The sequence below is a fragment of the Novosphingobium sp. genome, from assembly GCF_031424035.1.
Lineage (GTDB): Bacteria > Pseudomonadota > Alphaproteobacteria > Sphingomonadales > Sphingomonadaceae > Novosphingobium.
In genome coordinates this window covers 1-17,720 of record NZ_JANPGP010000058.1, presented here as the reverse complement: position 1 = coordinate 17,720, position 17,720 = coordinate 1, and the positions used below count along the sequence as shown (strand labels likewise).

The window sequence follows — 17,720 nt, the reverse complement described above, 5'->3', positions numbered from 1 at the left end:
GATGATGACCCCGTTTGCGGATTCGCCCCTGGCAGTCTCCTTGGGCGATCCGGCGGGTGTCGGACCGGAAGTGATCGCGGCTGCCTGGTTACGGCGCGAGTCTGCGGGCTTAAGTCCTTTCTTCGTCGCTGGCGGACGCGATGTGCTGGACGAAGTCGGCCGGACATTGGCACCGGACTTTGCAGTCATCACCATCGAAGATCCCTCCGAGGCCCCTGCTGCCTTCGTTTACGGTCTGCCCGTACTTGGCGCATCAGGTGGCCCCTGGAAACCAGGCGAGCCGGACACTGACGGGTCCTGGCTCGCCTATGATTCACTCAAATGGGCCGCGGCAATGGCACGCGGCGGACAGGCATCGGGCATGGTCACCGGTCCGGTGGCCAAGGCACGGCTCGCCGATATCGGCTTCGAATACCCCGGGCAAACCGAATTCGTCGCAGCGGCCTGCGGCGTGAATGCCGACGACGCCGTGATGATGCTCGCGGGACCGAGTTTGCGCACCGTGCCACTTACCATCCATGTTGCGCTAGCAGAGGTGCCGGGGCTGATCAGCACCGCCTTGATCGTCCGCAAGGCGCGGATCGTTGCCGAGGCCCTGATCCGCGACTTCGGCATCGCCGTGCCGCGCATTGCCATTGCCGCGCTAAACCCGCACGCTGGCGAAGAAGGCCGGATGGGGCAGGAAGACACTACAATCGTCGCGCCTGCCATCGCGGAACTTCGTGAGATGGGCATAGACGCCACCGGCCCGCATCCGGCCGATGCCCTGTTCACACCCAGATCGCGCTCGACCTTTGACGTTGCTCTCTGCATGTATCACGATCAGGCGCTGATCCCGATCAAGGCGCTCGATTTCGATGAAGGCGTCAACGTGACACTCGGACTACCGATCGTGCGGACATCGCCTGATCACGGAACAGCTTTCGGTATCGCGGGCAAGGGCATTGCCGATCCCGGAGCGATGATCACGGCGATCCGCATGGCCGGTGAAATGGCGCAGCGACGGGCGGCGCGGGCATGACACTTCCGCCGCTCCGCGAGGTTATCAATCGCCACGGCCTGATCGCATCGAAGGCGCTCGGCCAGAATTTCCTGCTCGACGAGCAACTGCTCAGCCGCATTGCTGCTATTCCGGGCAAGCTGCAAGGTCAGCAGGTGCTGGAGATCGGTCCCGGTCCCGGCGGCCTGACCCGCGCCCTGCTCCGCGCCGGCGCGATGGTAACTGCGATCGAGATGGACAAGCGCTGCTTCCCTGCTCTCACTGAACTCGGCGAAGCCTTTCCCGGCCAACTGCGCGTGATCGAGGGCGATGCGACCAAAGTCGAACATGGCATCGAAGGGCCGTATCACGTCGTCGCCAACCTGCCGTACAACGTCGGCACGGCGCTTTTCGTGGGCTGGCTTTCCGGTGAGAGCTGGCCGCCGCGCTGGTCTTCGCTGACCTTGATGTTCCAGCAAGAAGTTGCCGAACGCATCATCGCGGACACCGGCAGCAATGCCTATGGCCGCCTCGCCGTGCTGGCCCAGTGGCGCGCGAAACCGCGCATCGCGATGAAGGTGCACCGCAGCGCTTTCACCCCGCCGCCCAAGGTCATGTCGGCAGTGATCCATGTTGAACCGGCTGAGATGCCCGAAGGCGTATCTGCCCGCATGCTCGAACGCGTGACCGAAGCCGCCTTTGGCCAGCGCCGCAAGATGCTGCGGCAAAGCCTCAAGGGCCTGCCCGGTGCACTCGCTGCGCTAGACGCGCTTGGCATCGATGCCCAGCGGCGCGCTGAAACTCTGTCGGTGACGGAATTCGTAGCGCTCGCCCGCGAACTTGGCTGATCAATGGGAGAGGAACCGCGCTACGTCGTCTAGCGCGCCTACCGAACGCCTGACCAGATCGAACAGAAACCAGGCGCCAATAGCCATCAGGCCGATCGCCACCACGAATTGCATACGGTGGGCGACAAAGCGGCTCAAATCGAGCGCCATGGCAGGGGATCGCCGCGCGCGGACTGCCTGCGCCCGCTTGAGGTCCAGCGGCCCGCTATCGCCGGATATCAATGCCAGCACGTCGATCCGTTCGCGAAAGCGCAGGCCCATGCGCCGGCCTTTGCTCCATTCGACTTGACCGAACAGCGTGTGTCCATTGACGAGAATGTCGATCATTTCTCCCCGCGCTGGCGGCTGGGCGAGCGTCAACAACAGACCGCGAGATGAGGCATCGAGCAAACAGACATCGCGCGCAAAGCCGCTTCCATGCAGCCTGCCGCGCATCAATACCTTGTGCCTTGGCTCGATCCGGTCCTTCATGCCGGGTTCCCCTCCCCTGCAAAGATTGGCGTTTAGAGCCGTTCGAGGAAACAAGTGGTAAACGCGGCTTTGCCTGAGGCCTCTGTTTGATCCCATGCGTACAAGCGGTTAGGGTGGTTTCAAATGCAACATCTTTCCCCAACTGAAGCCCGCATGATTGCCGGTATCGACGCGGCCGCAATGCTCGCCCGGATCCAGCGCTGGTGCGCGATCAACAGCGGCACCGGCAACATATCTGGCATTGGCTTGCTGACGGAAGAACTGGCTGCTGCAATGGCAATGCTTCCCGGTGCCGTGCGCTGGGTTGATGGCGCAACAACGCCGTATATTGACGCCGAGGGCCGCGAGATCGAGCGAAAGTTCGGGCAGCACCTTGTGCTTTCGGTTCGTCCGGGCGCAAACCGGCGGGTCCTGCTCACCGGCCACATGGACACCGTGTTTCCTGCCGATCACCCATTCCAGACGCTGAAATGGCTCGATGCCGGAACCCTCAATGGCCCCGGAGTCGCCGACATGAAGGGCGGCATTGCAGTGATGCTGGCTGCGCTGGCCGCGTTTGAAACCACCCCGGGCGCGTCGCAGATCGGCTATGACGTGCTGCTCAATTCGGACGAGGAAGTCGGTAGTCCTTCGTCGGCGCCGCTCATTGCCGAACTCGCGGCAGGTAAGCTGGCAGCTTTGACATTCGAACCCGCAGCCCTGCCCGATGGCACGCTGGCCGGCGAACGAGCCGGCAGCGGCAATTACAGCGTGATCATTCACGGCAAGTCTGCCCACGCCGGACGCAATCCGCAGGATGGCCGTAATGCGATCGTCGCCGCGGCGGCGCTTGTCTTGGCGCTGAAGGCGCTCGACAGCGAGGATTTGCGCATTAATCCGGCGCGGATTGATGGCGGCAGTGCAAACAATGTCGTGCCAGATCTCGCTGTGGTGAGGTTCAATATCCGCCCGCAATCTAGTGCTGATGCCGCCGAATTTGAGGTCGCGCTCAAAGGCCTGATCGACACCATTGCAGCGCAGCACGACCTTGCCATCCACCGCCACGGCGGACTCAGCCGGCCGCCCAAACCGATGGACACACCGGCGCTGCGCCTGTTCGAACTTGTCCGCGATTGCGGGGCAGCGCTGGGGCAGGACATACGCTGGCAGCGCTCTGGAGGGGTCTGTGATGGCAACAATATCGCCGCTTGCGGGGTGCCTGTGGTGGATACGCTCGGCGTACGGGGCGGCGCGATTCACTCGCCAGATGAATACCTGCTTGTCGCTAGTCTGGCTGAACGCGCTGCGCTGTCCGCCCTCATCCTCTCGCGTATTGCCGATGGAGCCATGTCATGAGTTTTGTCATCCGCGCCGCCACTGCAAGCGATCTGCAACACCTCTACGAGATGGCCAAACGCACAGGCGGCGGGTTCACCAACCTGCCGCCCGATCGCAAGGCACTTGGCACCAAGCTCGAACGCTCGGCAGCCGCTTTTGAGCGCACCGAGGAGGTTGTCGGGGACGACCTGTTCGTCTTCGTGCTGGAGAACACCGAGACAGGCGAAGTTCGCGGCACCTGCCAGATTTTTTCCGCCGTCGGTCTCAAATGGCCGTTCTATTCCTACCGCATCGGCGCGCTGACCCAGCACAGCGAGGAATTGGGCCGCACATTCCGCGCCGATATCCTCAACCTGTCGACCGACCTTGAGGGCGCGAGCGAAGTGGGCGGCCTCTTCCTCCATCCCGGCGAGCGCGCCGGCGGGCTTGGCTTGCTGATTGCCCGCAGCCGCTACCTATTCATGCGCGCGCACCGCGCCCGCTTTGCCGATCGCACTCTGGCAGAACTGCGCGGTGTGATCGACGAAGCCGGCGGATCGCCGTTCTGGGACGGGGTAGCCGGGCGTTTCTTTGGCATGAACTTTCAGGACGCGGACGAATTCAACGCCAAGTTCGGCAACCAGTTCATCGCCGACCTCATGCCCAAGCACCCGGTCTATATCGCTATGCTGTCCGACCACGCCCGCTCGGTCATCGGCGTGCCGCACCCGTCAGGCCGCGCCGCGATGCGGATGCTTGAGGAAGAAGGCTTCGCTTGGGAAAACTATATCGACATCTTCGATGGTGGCCCGACGATGACGGTGCGGACCGACCAGATCCGTTCGATCCGCGAGGCCAAGGACGCGCAGATTGTCGCCATCTCTGATGAGCTTGGCGAACACCAGCACGGAGAAAAGCGCCTGCTAGCCACCGGCAAGCTCTCCGAATTCCGAACGGCGTACGGCTGGACCGAGCCCAAGGGCGACGGCATCGCCATCGACAGCCACTGCGCGCGTGCCCTGGGGGTTGAGCCGGGTCAGTCGGTGACTCACGTGGCGAGGTGGTAAAGCGATGGCGCTGGTGGAAATCAATTTCGATGGCCTGATCGGGCCGAGCCATAATTACGCCGGTCTCAGCTATGGCAACCTTGCCGCGACCCGCCATGCCGGACAGGCTTCGCAGCCGCGCGCCGCTGCTTTGCAGGGTCTGGAAAAAATGCGGCACAACATGGCGCTCGGCTTGCCGCAGGGCTTTCTTGTCCCCTTGCCCCGGCCCAATTACACATATCTCGCCGCGCTGAACGCGAAGCCAGAGACGGACGACGTGCTCACCGCCATGGCTTGGTCGGCCAGTTCGATGTGGACAGCCAACGCCGCAACAGTATCGCCCGCGCCCGACACCGCTGATGGCCGCTGCCACCTCACTCCGGCGAACCTCGCATCCATGCCGCACCGGGCGCAGGAATGGCCGGACACCTTGCGCCAGTTGGCAATCGCCTTCGCCAGCCGGAGCCATTTCGCCCTGCACCCGCCGGTGCCGCCCAGCTTCGGCGACGAAGGCGCGGCCAACCACATGCGGATGACCGCCGGGCACGACCAGCCCGGGATAGAGTTATTCGTCTATGGCCGAACCGGCGGGAAATTCCCGGCGCGACAGCATGAACAGGCGAGCCGCGCCGTCGCACGCGGGCATCTGCTCGATCCCGAATGCGCGCTGTTCGTCGAACAAAACCCCGATGCCATCGCCGCAGGCGCATTCCACAACGATGTCGTCGCCGTCGCCAACGAGCGCGTGCTGTTTTGCCATGAACTGGCCTTCGCCGATCCCGAAGGCACGTTCCGCACCATTCGCGATCTGCTGCCCGAGGCGGAAATCGTCGTGGTGCCTGACAGCGAAGTCAGCTTGGCCGATGCCATCGCCTCCTACCTGTTCAACGCGCAGCTGGTCTCACTGCCCACCGGCGGCATGGCGCTGATCGTTCCGTCTGAATGCCATGAACAGCCAGCAACCCGCGCCTACATCGAACGTCTGGCTGCCAGCAACGGCCCTATCCGGCAAGTAATCCCCGTCGATGTCCGGCAATCAATGGCCAATGGCGGCGGCCCGGCATGCCTGCGCCTGCGCGTGGTTGCTGATCCGGCAACGGTCGATCCCCGCTTCCTGCTGGACGAGGCCAAAGCCGATGCCATTGAGAAAGTGATTGCGAAACATTGGCCCGAACAGATCGAACCTTTCGACCTGCAATTCGTTTCTCTTGAGGAAACGGTGGTCAAGGCCCGTCAGGCGCTTCTCTGCACGCTTGGTCTCGAACAGCTGGCGTAAATGTTACTCTGTCGGTAAGCTTTACGCCTAAGCTGTCCTTAACCATCGCAGAGGTCGCGAAACAGGCGTTGGCACAAAGGTTGCTGATAGTCATACAAGTGTAAAAAGGGATTTCGGATGTATCGTAAGGTTGCCCGGTTGTTCACCATCAAGACCCGGGTCGAAGCTTTCCTGATCATCTATGCACTGGCGCTCGGCGCCTGCTCGCGCGGCCTTCACTACCTTGACCAGTTCCCCGGATATGGCGGCTGGATGCTCTTTCTCGCCTGCTCTGGCGCCGTGTTCATGGCGGGTGGCAAAGTACTCGACTGCCTGAAGTATGAGAAGGCTGCACGCGAAGCCGCCGCCGAGCAAGCAGCCAAGTTTTCCTGATCGAATAGCTGTTGGGTGGTATTTTGCCCGGCCCACGCGTTTAACGTGTCGGGCGGTCCGGACAGATGACCCGGTGCAAAATAGTGGGGTGGTTCTGTTGCCCGGCCCACCCCGGGCCGCTGGAATCCGTTCTGTTGCCCGGTCGGTCCAACCGCGCTTTAGCTTTGTAAATTCAGGGCGTTAGCCCGTCACATTACGCCGCGAGAGCGAGTGCTTCGTTATCGTTGGCACTTGTGTGTTGTGAGCCTTGAAGCGGGTTACTCAGCCCGAGCAAAAACTGCGCTTTTCAATACACGTCGATCCTAGTTCGGCCCCGTCATTACCCTTGCGATAACAAGGCCCCTGATCAGATCAGGGTAGTAATGGTGGAGCCGCCGGGTACCGCCCCCGGGTCCGCTGCATCTATTGCACGCAACAATTTATCGCCATAGCCGGGCGAACCCGGCAGGGCCGATATAGGGAGTTCCGGCGCAAAAGAAAAGGGGCGGCAACCTGTATCAGGCGCCGCCCCAGTCACTCAGAAAAAATGCCGCTCAGAAAGCGATTTAGCCTATTTTTTCAACGCATCGCGGATTTCTGTCAAGAGATCGACCTCGCTCGGGCCGGCCGGTGCGGCAGGCGCAGGAGGGTTCATGCGGTTTGCGAACTTCACCAGTTGGAAGATCACGAAGGCCAGGATCAGGAAATTGATGATCACGCTGATAAGGTCGCCCCAGGCGAGCACATTGGCGCCAGCTTCACGCGCTGCTGCCAGCGACATACCCTCGGTCACCTTGTCGCCGCCGCCCAGCACAGTGTAGTGGCTGGAAAAGTCGGTATCGCCAACAATCGCGCTGATCAGCGGCATGATGATATCGTCGGTCAAAGCGGTCACGATCTTGCCGAAAGCGGCACCGATGATAACGCCGACAGCAAGGTCCATGACGTTGCCCTTGTTGACGAACTCCTTGAATTCACTCAGCATACCCATAATGCGTCCCCCTCAGCCGCCCCACGCGGCTCCATGGTTATTTACCACCTGTTAACGCTGCCATCTTGACCGATGTTGTCAAGTAAACCTTGTTTCCCAGAATGTTCGTGCGGACCGCTTGAACTGCGCGGCAGGCCCTCTACATTCCAATGCACCAGCGGCCCGTGCCGCCATGAGAGGGAACTGATTGCATGCGCCATTCGCTCACCCGCCGCCTGACCCACGCCGCGATCATCGGCGGCGCAGCGCTCAGCCTTGCCGGCTGCGGCATCAATTCGGTGCCCACGGCAGAGGAAAAGGCCAAGGCCAAGTGGGCCGACGTTCAGGCGGCTTTCCAGGAACGCGCGAACCTCGTCCCCAACCTCGCCGCGGTGGCAAAGGGCGCGGCCGATCAGGAAAAGGGCATCCTCGTCGGCGTAGTCGAAGCGCGGGCCAAAGCGACCTCCATCCAGATCAGCGGCAATGACCTGAACGATCCGGCCAAGATGAAGCAGTTCCAGGAGGCGCAGAACCAGCTGTCGGGATCGCTTGCCGGGTTCGGCCGCCTGCTCGCCAATGTCGAAGCCTATCCTGAGCTCAAGAGCATCACCAATTACCAGATGCTGCAGAGCCAGCTTGAAGGGCAGGAAAACCGCATCCGCATCACGCTGCGCGATTACAACGGCGCGGTGCAGGAATATAACACCACAATCCGCACCTTCCCCGACGCTGTTGGCGCGAAGATCTTCTACGGCGCCAAGCCGATGGTTCCCTATCAAGCATCGACCCCCGGCGCGGAAGTCGCCCCCAGCCTTGAAGGCAAGATGTAGGATATCGCCATGCTCGGCCAGACCGGGCGCCTGCCGAACCATCGCCTGATCGGGCTTGCTGCGCTGCTGCTGGCGGCGCTAGCAAGCCTGCTGGCGCCGCCCGCGCAGGCGCAGACGTTCCCAGAACTCACCGGCCGCGTGGTCGATGGCGCGAACATCATTCCCGACGATGTCGAGGCTCGGCTGGTCCAGAAGCTCGACGGACTGGAAAAGCAGTCACAGCGGCAATTGGTGGTTGTGACTCTGCCGGATCTGCAGGGCTACGAGATTTCCGACTATGGCTATCAGCTCGGCCGTAAGTGGGGCATCGGCGACAAGGAGCGGAATGACGGTGCATTGCTGATCGTTGCGCCGAACGAACGCAAGGTGCGGATCGAGGTCGGCTACGGACTCGAACCGATTCTGACAGACGGCCTGTCATCGCTCATCATGCAGAATCAGATCGTGCCAGCCTTCAAGGCGGGCAATATGCCCGCCGGGATCGAAGCCGGTGCCGATGCGATTATCAAGCAACTGACCCTGCCTGCGGATGAGGCCGCCAAGGTCGCTCAGCAAGCGCAGGCCCAGCCAAAGGCGGAGAAGTCCAACCCCTTGGCCGTCATCTTCTTTATCTTCGTCTTTTTCATGCTCTTCATACTGCCCGCCATGGTCCGCTCGCGTTCGGGTGGACGGCGGTATCGTGACGACAGCGGACTTGGCACGGTGGTCATGTGGTCGGTTCTGGAAGGCCTCGCACATGGCAGTTCAAGGGGCGGCGGCGGAGGCTTTTCCGGCGGCGGTTTTGGCGGTGGCGGCGGGTTCTCGGGCGGCGGCGGCAGCTTCGGCGGCGGCGGCTCCTCGGGCAGCTGGTAGGGGTACGACATGGCCAGACAGGTTCAGCTAACCGAAGCCGACCGCACCCGAGTCGCTGAAGCCGTGCGCGCGGCAGAGGCTGGTACGGCGGGCGAGATCGTGACCATCGTGACTGACCGCTCCGACACCTATCATGACGTGGCGCTGGTCTGGTCCGCCGTGGCAGCGGTGCTGGCATTGGCGGCACTGGCCATCGCGCCCGACTTTTACCTGGGGCTATGGGACCGGTTCATCGGTGGCTGGACACTTGAATGGACGCCGCGCCAGTTGTTCGAACTGGCCGCCGTCGTCGCCGCGCTGAAGTTCGGCGGTACATGGCTGATCCTGCTGTGGAAGCCCTTGCGTCTGTGGCTTACCCCTCGCCCGATCCGTAACGCCCGCGTCCGCGCCCGCGCGGTCACCTGCTTCAAAGTGGGTGCCGAACGCCGCACCCATGGCCGCACCGGCATCCTCATCTACCTGTCGATGGCGGAACACCGTGCGGAAATCGTCGCTGACGAAGCGATCACCGGCCAGGTCGCGCCCGAAGTCTGGGGCCATGCCATGGCTTCGATGATCGCCGAAATCGCCAGGGGCAACACCGCCGACGGTCTGGTCGCCGCCGTGCGCGAAGTCGGCGTGGTCCTCGCCGAACACTTCCCGCGTGCGAAAAATGACGTGAATGAACTGCCTGACCGGCTGATAGAGGTTTGATGACTGAAGAAACTATCGTCTGGCAGGGCAAGTTCATCACCGCCAAGGTGAAAGGCCGGTGGGAATATGTCAGCCGCGCTCGGGGAATCCGGGCAGCGGTGATCCTCGCCATCGATGAAGGCCACGCGATCCTGGTCGAACAGTTCCGCGTGCCACTGGGCTGCAATTGCATCGAACTGCCCGCCGGCCTGATCGGCGACGGCGATGACGCTGACGAGGATGATCTCACTGCCGCAGCGCGCGAGCTGGAAGAAGAAACCGGCTATCGCGCCGGCCGAATGGAATCGCTTGGCGAATTCTGGTCATCGCCGGGAATGGTGACGGAGAGTTATTCGCTGATCCGGGCACACGACCTCGTCAAGGTGAGCGAGGGCGGCGGGACGGAGAGCGAAGATATCACCGTCCACCGCGTCGCGCTCGACAGGCTGGAAGACTTTATCGCCGAACGCCGCGCGCTGGGTGACGCGATCGACGGCAAGCTGCTGATGCTGATGGGCCCGCGCCTGCTGGGTTAGAGCGTCTTGATGATGCCCGAGAAGTCGACCCCGCCGTTCCCGGCATCGACCCACGCTTGGTAAAGCTCCGTGGCGCGCTTGCCCATTTCCGCGTCGACGCCAGCGGTACCCGCTGCTTCCATCGCCAGCGTCAGGTCCTTGAGCATCAGCGCAGCGGCGAAACCAGGCTTGTAGTCATTGTCAGCCGGGCTCTGCGGACCTGCGCCCGGGACCGGGCAATAGCTCGTCATCGACCAGCACTGACCTGATGAGACCGAAGCAATATCGTAGAACGTCTGCGGATCAAGGCCCAGCTTCTGCGCCATGGCAAAGGCCTCGCAGGTGCCGATCATGTGAATGCCCAGCAGCATGTTGTTGCAGATCTTCGCTGCCTGCCCTGCCCCGCTGCCGCCGGCATGAATCACAGCCTTGCCCATCTTGGCGAGAATCGCTTCCGCCCGTGCGAAGCCGTCATCGCTGCCGCCAACCATGAAGGTCAGTGTGCCTGCATTGGCCGCTGCGATACCGCCAGAGACGGGGGCGTCGACCATTTCGTAGCCCGCCGCTTTCGCAGCTTCGGCAACCTTTTTGGCGGTCGCGACATCGATGGTAGAGCAATCGAGCAGGATGGCGGACTGCGGCGCGACACCGATCACGTCAGCCGAATAGACGGCGTCGACGATTTTGCCATTGGGCAACATAGAGACAACCGCCTCGACGCCTTCCACCGCCTCGCGCGCAGCCGTGAATGTCGTGCAGCCGTTGTCGCGCGCGTGCTCCAGTGCCGCTTCTGAAAGGTCGAAGGCGCGGACATCGTGCCCAGCCTTGACGAGATTCGCGGCCATGCCGCCGCCCATGTTGCCAAGTCCGATGAAAGCGATTTTCATGGAATCAGCGCCCCTGCCACACGCCGGGACGCTTCTCGACGAAGGCGGCCATGCCCTCAGCCTTGTCGGCCGTGGCGACGGTGATCTGGAACACGCGGCGTTCGTGGAGCAGGCCGTGCTCAAGCGTGGTTTCGAACGCGGCGTTGACCAGTTCCTTGTTGGCAATTGCTGCCAACGGCGGCATCGCGGCGATCTCGGCCGCGGCCTTAAGCGCGGTGTCGAGCAGGTCCTCGTGCGGCACGACTCGGCTGACGAGGCCCGAACGCTCGGCTTCTGCGGCATCCATCATGCGGCCCGTAAGGCACATGTCCATTGCCTTTGCCTTGCCTACCGCCTTGGTCAGGCGCTGCGAGCCGCCCATGCCGGGAACGACGCCCAGCTTAATCTCGGGCTGGCCGAAGCGCGCCTTTTCCGAGGCAATGATGAAGTCCGCCATCATGGCGACTTCGCAGCCGCCGCCCAGCGCGAAGCCGTTCACCGCAGCGATCCACGGCTTGCGCACAGCGTGGACAATATGGCTGGTCCACTTGGAGAAGAAGTCGTGCTTGTAGAAGTCAACCGCGTCCTTCTCGACCATTTCCTTGATGTCGGCGCCGGCGACGAAGGCCTTGTCGCCCGAACCGGTCAGAACCGCGCAGAGCTGCGATGGGTCTGCCTCGAAGGCCGCGAAAGCATCGATCAGATCATCCAGAACCTGCGTGTTCAGCGCGTTCAGCGCCTGCGGGCGGTTGATCGTGATCAGCGTGACCGCGCCGCGCTGTTCTGTGAGGATGGTTTCATAGCTCATAGGGGTTTCCATTCCTGATCAGCGGGGAGCGGCGCGAAGATCGAAGCAATCAGGTCATCGCTGACCTCTTCGGGGGTGGCCGGGTCCCACTTGGGATCGTTGGTCTTGTCGACAATCAGCGCACGCACGCCCTCGGCAAAGTCGGGCCGCGTCAGCACGCGCGCGGCGATGCGATACTCCATTGCCATGTTTTCGGCGAAGTCGGCGCATTCCAGGCTGTCATGCAGCTGGCGTAGCGCCACTTTGCAGGTCTGCGGGCTCTTCGTCCGCAGCGCAGCGAGTTCCTTCAAGGCCCAATCGCTGCCATCAGCATCAAGGCTGGCGAGAATGTCCTCATAACGGTCGGAGGCAAAGTACTTTGCAATTTGAACCGCATGGGCCTCAATTCGCGCTGATGGCGGAGTGACGGACAGAGCCGCGAGAACCTGAACTGGTTCGTGACCCTGCTCGATGCGCGACTTGGCTTCGGCCAGTGCATCGCAAGGCAGATAATGGGTCGCAAGGCCCGTCCACAGACACTCCGCCCCGTCGAGCCGCGCGCCGGTAAGCGCCAGGTACTGCCCTATCCGCCCGGGCAGGCGCGACAGGTGCCATCCGCCGCCAACGTCCGGGAACAGGCCGATGCCGGTTTCCGGCATGGCGAAGCGCGTGTTTTCGGTCGCGACACGGAACTTTGCCGGCTGCGAAATGCCAACGCCGCCGCCCATCGTGATGCCGTCCATGAAGGCGATCACCGGCTTGGGATAGGTCATCAGCAGGTGGTTGAGCTGGTATTCCTCATAGAAGAACTGCAGCCCGGAAACGCCGCCATCGTTGAGCGCGGAATTCCGCAGCAGGTTGATGTCCCCGCCCGAGCAGAACCCCCGCCCCTCGCTGTGATCGATGATCACGGCATGGATGGCATCATCCGTGCGCCATTCAAGAAGCGCTTCGGTCATGGCGTGGTCCATGGCCTGTGTCAGGGCATGGATCGCCTTGGGCCGGTTGAGCGTGAGATACCCGGCAACGCCTTCGCGCCGGACGATCAGCTCGTCTGTGGTCACTTCAACAAGTCCCGCCCGATGATCATCCGCATCACCTCGTTGGTTCCTTCGAGGATCCGGTGAACGCGCAGGTCGCGCCAGAAGCGCTCGATCGGATAGTCTCGCAGGTAGCCATAGCCGCCGAACATCTGCAGCGCCTTGTCGACGATCTCGCTGCCACTGTCCGATGCCAGCTTCTTTGCCATGGCAGAGAAGCGGCTCTTGTCTGGCGATCCGGCCGTGACCTTGGTGGCCGCGAGATAGAGGAGAGCGCGCGCCGCCTCAAGATCCGTCGCCATGTCGGCCAGCGTGAACTGGGTGTTCTGGAATTCGGCAATCGCCTTGCCGAACTGGCTGCGATCCTTGACGTACTGCACCGCCTCATCAAGGCAGCGCTGCGCCCCGCCGAGCGAGCAGGCGCCGATGTTGATGCGGCCGCCATCAAGGCCCGCCATGGCGAACTTGAAGCCGTCACCTTCTTCGCCGACGCGATTGGCGACCGGCACCTTCACGTTGTCAAACACCACCTGCGCGGTGGGCGAGGCATTCCAGCCGAGCTTCTTTTCCGGCGCACCGAACGACAGGCCGGGCGTGTCCTTGTCGACCACGAGGCACGAAATGCCCTTGGGGCCGTCAACACCGGTGCGGACCATCACGACATAGACGTCGTTAACGCCGCCGCCCGAGATGAACTGCTTGGTGCCGTTGACGATGTAGTGATCGCCGTCGAGCCGCGCGGTCGTCTTCAGTGCCGCCGCGTCCGATCCCGAGCCGGGTTCGGTCAGGCAGTAGGAAGCGATCTTCTCCATCGAGACCATCTCGGGCAGATAACGCGCCTTAAGCTCGTCACCGCCGAAGGTGTCGATCATCCACGCGGCCATGTTGTGAATCGAGATGTAGGCACTGGTCGCCGGGCAGCCATAGGCCATGGCTTCCATGATCAGCGCCGCCTCAAGCCGGCCAAGGCCGATGCCGCCCATTTCCTCGGACACATAGATCGCGCCGAAGCCGAGCTCGCCCGCGGCTTTCCAAACGTCGATCGGATAGTGGTGTTCTTCGTCCCACTTCGCCGCGAAAGGCGTGATCCGGTCGGCGGTGAACTTGCGCGCCATGTCCTGAATGGCGAGCTGGTCCTCGTTGAGGTCAAATTGTCCGGTCATGGTCAGCCGATCAGCTCGATGATGTCCTTGCCGAACAAGGCTTCGTCGCTCGGCAGTTCCTTGGTCTTGGCCAGCGGCTTCGAAACCCAGGTCACGTTGACCAGATCGGCCCAGGTAATGTTGTTGTTCGTCGCATTGCCGCCCCACGAACCGCAGCCGAGGCTGAAGGTCTGGCGCATGCCGTTCCACAGGTTGCCCGAGTTTGACGCAGACTGCGGCTGGTTGACCATGACGCGGCTGGTCTTGGTGCCCATGGCCAGCTTCAGGATGTTCTCGTCCGAGCGAGAGTAGATACCGCACGAATGGCCCTGGCCCTGATAGGCCTGGATTTCGTTGGTCAGCGCGATGGCCTCGTCAATGTCCTTGGCCCGGTACAGCGCCATGGTGACGGTCATCTTCTCGCCCGAGAACGGGTAGTCCGCACCCGCGCCGGTTTCCGGAACGATGAAGAAGATTTTGCCTTCGGGAAGTCCGAAGCCGGCCATTCCGGCGATCTTTTCCGCCGGCTGGGCCACGGCATTGGCATTGATAAGTCCGTTGTTCCAGATCACACCCTGCAGCTTGGCCTTTTCATCCTCGCTCACGACATAACCGCCCTGATGGACCAGCTTTTCGAGCATCTCGTCATAGATCGCATCGAGCAGGATCACCGCGTTGTCCGACGAGCACGAGGCCGCAAGGTCGAGCGTCTTGGAGATGCGGATCTTTTCGGCGGCATCGTCAAGATCGGCGGTTTCATCGACGGTGATCACGGCGTTGCCGACACCAACGCCGAGCGCCGGGGTGCCCGAGGAATAGGCCGCCTTGACCATCGGCGTGCCGCCAGTGGCGAGGATGCGGTCGCATTGGCGCATGACTTCGTTGGTCTTTTCGACCGAAGGGATCTCGATCGGGATCACCAGATCTGCCGGTGCGCCCATCTTGACCAGCGCATCGCGCATCAGGTCGCAGATGATCTTGTTGGTGATCTTCGCGCGCGGGTGCGGGCAGATGATGATCGAGTTGCGGCCCTTCACTGCCGAGATCGCCTTGATCACCGGCGTGGCTTCCGGGTTGGTCGAGGGCGACAAAGCCCCGATCACGCCGATTGGCTTGACGATCTTGATCAGGTTGCGGACCGGGTCTTCTTCGATCACGCCGACCGACTTGTCGTCGATGATGTCCATAAGGGTGGCGCGGGTCTTGCGGAAAATCTTGAGGTACTTGCCGTCGTAATTGCCCAGCTGCGTCTCATCGACGGTGTGCTGCGCGATCATTTCAGCGGTCGATTCCTTGGCTACAGCCCAGACCATACCCTTGATCCAGCGATCGACCTGCTCCTGCGTGGCATCGGCGATCTGCGCCTGAGCCGCACGGCTGCGGGCGATGAGATCAGCGATTTCCTTCGCTTCGGGCGTATCGGCGATCTGGGGGGCAAGAGCCATTGGTCGAATCCTTGAGTTTTCGTTGGGCACGCAGTCGTGCCGTTTAATCGATCGATTAAGCCACTGCCGATTCTGTCTGGCCTTGGCAAGAATTTTCCGCGTTGATCAGATCGGGCTGATCAGGCGAGCATCGATCCAAGCCGCTGCTTCACGATGGCTTCGGCATCGCCGATGATCCGGTCAATCAGCTCCTGGCAGGTCGGGATATCATGGATCAGCGCCTGAATCATGCCCGCCCAGAAGATGCCGCCCTCGGTATCGCCCGACTTGAGCATTTCCGCCCCCTTACGGCCAGCGACCATTTCGCGGACATCTTCAAACTTGGCGTCGGGCTTCTTGAGGCGCTGCACGACTTCGTCAGACACCCCGTTCTTGCCGACGCGCGCGGTGTTGTGGAGCGAGCGGAAGATCAGGTTCGTGCCGCGCTCGTCATTTTCGACGTACTTTTGCTTGATGTTGGGATGGATCGGCGCTTCCTGCGTGGCGCAGAACCGTGTGCCCATGTTGATGCCGTCCGCGCCCAGCGCCAGCGCCGCAACCAGACCGCGCCCGTCACCGATGCCGCCACTGGCAAGCATGGGGATCTTCACCTTGTCGGCGGCTGCCGGGATCAGGATCAGGCCGGGAATGTCATCCTCACCCGGATGGCCGGCGCATTCAAAACCATCGATCGAGATGATGTCGCAGCCGTTGCGCTCGGCCGAGAGCGCGTGGCGCACCGCGGTGCACTTGTGCAGTATGGTGATCCCGTGCGGCTTCATCATCGCCCACAGCTCGCGCACTTCGGCGGTGCCGGCGGTCTCGACGATCTTGATTCCGGCATCGATGACCGCCTGGGCATAGGACTTGTAGTCAGGCGGCGTAATCGAAGGCAGCACGGTGATGTTCACGCCGAACGGCTTTGAGGTCATCGACCGGCAACGCTCGATCTCGTCACGCAGCGCATCGGCGCTCGGCTGGGTAAGCGCGGTGATGATTCCGAGCCCGCCAGCGTTGGAAACCGCGCTGGCCAGCTCCGCATAACCGACATGCATCATGCCGCCCTGAACGATCGGGTGCTCGATACCGAGCATTTCGGTGACGCGGGTCTTGAACGGCATGGGAGCTCCCCTGAAGAGTGATTTCCCCGCCGATACGCCCAGGCGCGGTCAAATCCAATCGCCCCGCCGAAATCGGACTTACCTGCGCGCGCAATATCGCCGCGCCAGAACAGCGCAAACGATCAGCTGGATCTGATGGTAAAGCAGCAGCGGGATCAGGATCAGGCCAAGCGCAGGCGATGCGCCGAAGATGACCTTGCCGATCGGTGCCCCGTTGGCGAGGCTTTTTTTCGAGCCGCAGAACACGGCGGCTATTTCGTCTTCAGTGCTGAGGCCCAATGCCCGGCTGGCCACGGTCGTTAATAACAACGCGATTGCCAGCAGGGCGGAGCACAGGGCGGCCATAAGCAAGATCGCCAGTGCATGATCTTTGCTCCACAGCCCGGCAAGTGCGGCGTCACAGAACGCGACGTAGACAATCAGCACGATGACCGCGCGGTCAGCTTTGCCGACAATCGCCTTGTGGCGTTCAAGCGCGGAACTGATAAGCCCCCGGCACAGCTGGCCGAGAACGAAGGGCAGCAGCAGCTTGGCGAAAATTCCTCCGATCTGCGAGGCGATTGGCGTAACTTGCGTACCGCCATCCACCACCAGCGCCAGCAAAAGCGGTGTGAGCACCATGCCCAGCAGGCCCGACAGGGTTGCATTGAAAATCGCCGCCGCAACATTGCCCCGCGCCAGCGCCGTCATCGCGACCGAGGACGAGATGGTCGATGATGTCACGCATAGGAAAAAGAAGCCGAGCCGCAGTTCCGGCACCAGCACGCCTTCCAGCGTGTGCCACGCGGCCAGCCCGATCAGCGGAAAGAGGGCAAAGGTACAGCTCTGCACCAAGGCATGAAGCCGCCAGTTCGCTGCTGCGCTCCGCATGGAAGCAGGGGATACTGCCGCGCCGTGCAGGAAGAATACCAGCGCCACGCCAAGGTTGGTGACGATGCCCATGGCCAGCGGGCCTTCCGAAGCGCCGATGTAAGGCGCGGCAAAGGCCAGTACTACGGCGGCGGCAATCGCGATCAGGAATCCGTCAGGCTTCATGACGCTCCTTTGGAAAAGCCGGGCAAAGCGCGGCTCATATGCAAAAGGCCACCCTGACGGATGGCCCTTTGGGAAAATGGTGCGCCCGGAACGATTCGAACGTCCGACCCTCAGATTCGTAGTCTGATGCTCTATCCAGCTGAGCTACGGGCGCGTTGGAGTGGCGCACATAGGCAGGTCATCCGGTCTTGGCAATGCC

General features: G+C 62.3%; 19 protein-coding genes, 1 tRNA gene and 1 other RNA gene. 10 read left to right on the top strand and 11 right to left on the bottom strand.

The annotated features are described in order from the left end of the window. The first annotated feature begins 4 nt into the window (after positions 1–4). Together pdxA and rsmA are read left to right on the top strand one after the other, a co-directional pair. Entirely contained in the window at positions 5–1,021 is a 1,017-nt protein-coding gene (pdxA, locus tag RMO89_RS09110) for a 4-hydroxythreonine-4-phosphate dehydrogenase PdxA (RefSeq protein ID WP_310532639.1), read from the top strand. Then, positions 1,018–1,827, top strand: coding sequence for a 16S rRNA (adenine(1518)-N(6)/adenine(1519)-N(6))-dimethyltransferase RsmA (gene rsmA / locus RMO89_RS09105; protein WP_310532638.1), 810 nt, complete (start codon positions 1,018–1,020; stop codon positions 1,825–1,827). The genes pdxA and rsmA overlap by 4 nt, the downstream gene beginning before the upstream one ends. On the opposite strand, the gene RMO89_RS09100 is transcribed toward rsmA, so the two are convergent. Continuing rightward, positions 1,828–2,298 carry a hypothetical protein gene (locus tag RMO89_RS09100; protein WP_310532637.1) on the bottom strand — a complete coding sequence of 157 codons (471 nt, stop codon included), beginning with the start codon at positions 2,296–2,298 and terminating at the stop codon, positions 1,828–1,830. It lies immediately after the preceding gene. Between the two features lie 123 nt (positions 2,299–2,421). On the opposite strand from RMO89_RS09100, the gene RMO89_RS09095 reads away from it, so the two are divergent. From RMO89_RS09095 to RMO89_RS09080, 4 genes are all read left to right on the top strand, one after another. Beyond that, on the top strand, positions 2,422–3,633 hold the full coding sequence (locus RMO89_RS09095) for a hydrolase (protein WP_310532636.1): 1,212 nt from the start codon (positions 2,422–2,424) through the stop codon (positions 3,631–3,633). Further along, entirely contained in the window at positions 3,630–4,661 is a 1,032-nt protein-coding gene (locus tag RMO89_RS09090; protein WP_310532635.1) for an arginine N-succinyltransferase, read from the top strand. Before RMO89_RS09095 ends, RMO89_RS09090 begins: the two co-directional genes overlap by 4 nt. Before the next feature lie 4 nt (positions 4,662–4,665). Continuing rightward, a complete protein-coding gene (locus RMO89_RS09085) occupies positions 4,666–5,916 on the top strand; it encodes an N-succinylarginine dihydrolase (RefSeq protein ID WP_310532634.1) in 1,251 nt (416 codons plus the stop codon). Positions 5,917–6,033: 117 nt separating this feature from the next. Further along, positions 6,034–6,288, top strand: a complete 255-nt coding sequence (locus RMO89_RS09080) for a hypothetical protein (protein WP_310532633.1) — start codon at positions 6,034–6,036, stop codon at positions 6,286–6,288. Positions 6,289–6,370: 82 nt separating this feature from the next. On the opposite strand, the gene ssrA is transcribed toward RMO89_RS09080, so the two are convergent. Further along, positions 6,371–6,773: a transfer-messenger RNA gene (gene ssrA, locus RMO89_RS09075) on the bottom strand. A 65-nt stretch (positions 6,774–6,838) separates the two neighbouring features. After that, positions 6,839–7,252, bottom strand: a complete 414-nt coding sequence (gene mscL / locus RMO89_RS09070; protein ID WP_310532688.1) for a large conductance mechanosensitive channel protein MscL — start codon at positions 7,250–7,252, stop codon at positions 6,839–6,841. 197 nt (positions 7,253–7,449) lie between these two features. On the opposite strand from mscL, the gene RMO89_RS09065 reads away from it, so the two are divergent. From RMO89_RS09065 to RMO89_RS09050, 4 genes are read left to right on the top strand one after another with little or no spacing between them, the layout of a single operon-like run. Continuing rightward, complete coding sequence (locus RMO89_RS09065) at positions 7,450–8,067, top strand: LemA family protein (RefSeq protein ID WP_310532631.1); 618 nt, start codon at positions 7,450–7,452, stop codon at positions 8,065–8,067. A 9-nt stretch (positions 8,068–8,076) separates the two neighbouring features. Further along, positions 8,077–8,919, top strand: a complete 843-nt coding sequence (locus tag RMO89_RS09060) for a TPM domain-containing protein (protein ID WP_310532628.1) — start codon at positions 8,077–8,079, stop codon at positions 8,917–8,919. A gap of 9 nt (positions 8,920–8,928) precedes the next feature. Further along, on the top strand, positions 8,929–9,612 hold the full coding sequence (locus RMO89_RS09055) for a hypothetical protein (RefSeq protein ID WP_310532627.1): 684 nt from the start codon (positions 8,929–8,931) through the stop codon (positions 9,610–9,612). Then, complete coding sequence (locus RMO89_RS09050; protein ID WP_310532625.1) at positions 9,612–10,127, top strand: NUDIX hydrolase; 516 nt, start codon at positions 9,612–9,614, stop codon at positions 10,125–10,127. Before RMO89_RS09055 ends, RMO89_RS09050 begins: the two co-directional genes overlap by 1 nt. On the opposite strand, the gene mmsB is transcribed toward RMO89_RS09050, so the two are convergent. The 8 genes from mmsB to RMO89_RS09010 all read right to left on the bottom strand — a co-directional run bounded on the left by mmsB (position 10,124) and on the right by RMO89_RS09010 (position 17,675). Continuing rightward, a complete protein-coding gene (gene mmsB / locus RMO89_RS09045; protein ID WP_310532624.1) occupies positions 10,124–10,993 on the bottom strand; it encodes a 3-hydroxyisobutyrate dehydrogenase in 870 nt (289 codons plus the stop codon). The genes RMO89_RS09050 and mmsB overlap by 4 nt on opposite strands. A 4-nt stretch (positions 10,994–10,997) precedes the next feature. Next, entirely contained in the window at positions 10,998–11,780 is a 783-nt protein-coding gene (locus RMO89_RS09040; RefSeq protein WP_310532622.1) for an enoyl-CoA hydratase-related protein, read from the bottom strand. Continuing rightward, complete coding sequence (locus RMO89_RS09035) at positions 11,777–12,823, bottom strand: enoyl-CoA hydratase/isomerase family protein (protein WP_310532620.1); 1,047 nt, start codon at positions 12,821–12,823, stop codon at positions 11,777–11,779. Before RMO89_RS09035 ends, RMO89_RS09040 begins: the two co-directional genes overlap by 4 nt. Then, positions 12,820–13,962: an acyl-CoA dehydrogenase family protein gene (locus RMO89_RS09030; protein WP_310532619.1), complete on the bottom strand. Its 1,143-nt coding sequence runs from the start codon at positions 13,960–13,962 to the stop codon at positions 12,820–12,822. The genes RMO89_RS09035 and RMO89_RS09030 overlap by 4 nt, the downstream gene beginning before the upstream one ends. A gap of 2 nt (positions 13,963–13,964) precedes the next feature. Beyond that, on the bottom strand, positions 13,965–15,386 hold the full coding sequence (locus tag RMO89_RS09025) for an aldehyde dehydrogenase family protein (protein WP_310532617.1): 1,422 nt from the start codon (positions 15,384–15,386) through the stop codon (positions 13,965–13,967). Between the two features lie 119 nt (positions 15,387–15,505). Then, on the bottom strand, positions 15,506–16,486 hold the full coding sequence (locus RMO89_RS09020) for a nitronate monooxygenase family protein (protein ID WP_310532615.1): 981 nt from the start codon (positions 16,484–16,486) through the stop codon (positions 15,506–15,508). 78 nt (positions 16,487–16,564) lie between these two features. Continuing rightward, entirely contained in the window at positions 16,565–17,521 is a 957-nt protein-coding gene (locus RMO89_RS09015; RefSeq protein ID WP_310532614.1) for a bile acid:sodium symporter family protein, read from the bottom strand. A 77-nt stretch (positions 17,522–17,598) separates the two neighbouring features. Further along, positions 17,599–17,675, bottom strand: a tRNA-Arg gene (locus RMO89_RS09010). Between the last annotated feature and the right edge of the window lie 45 nt (positions 17,676–17,720).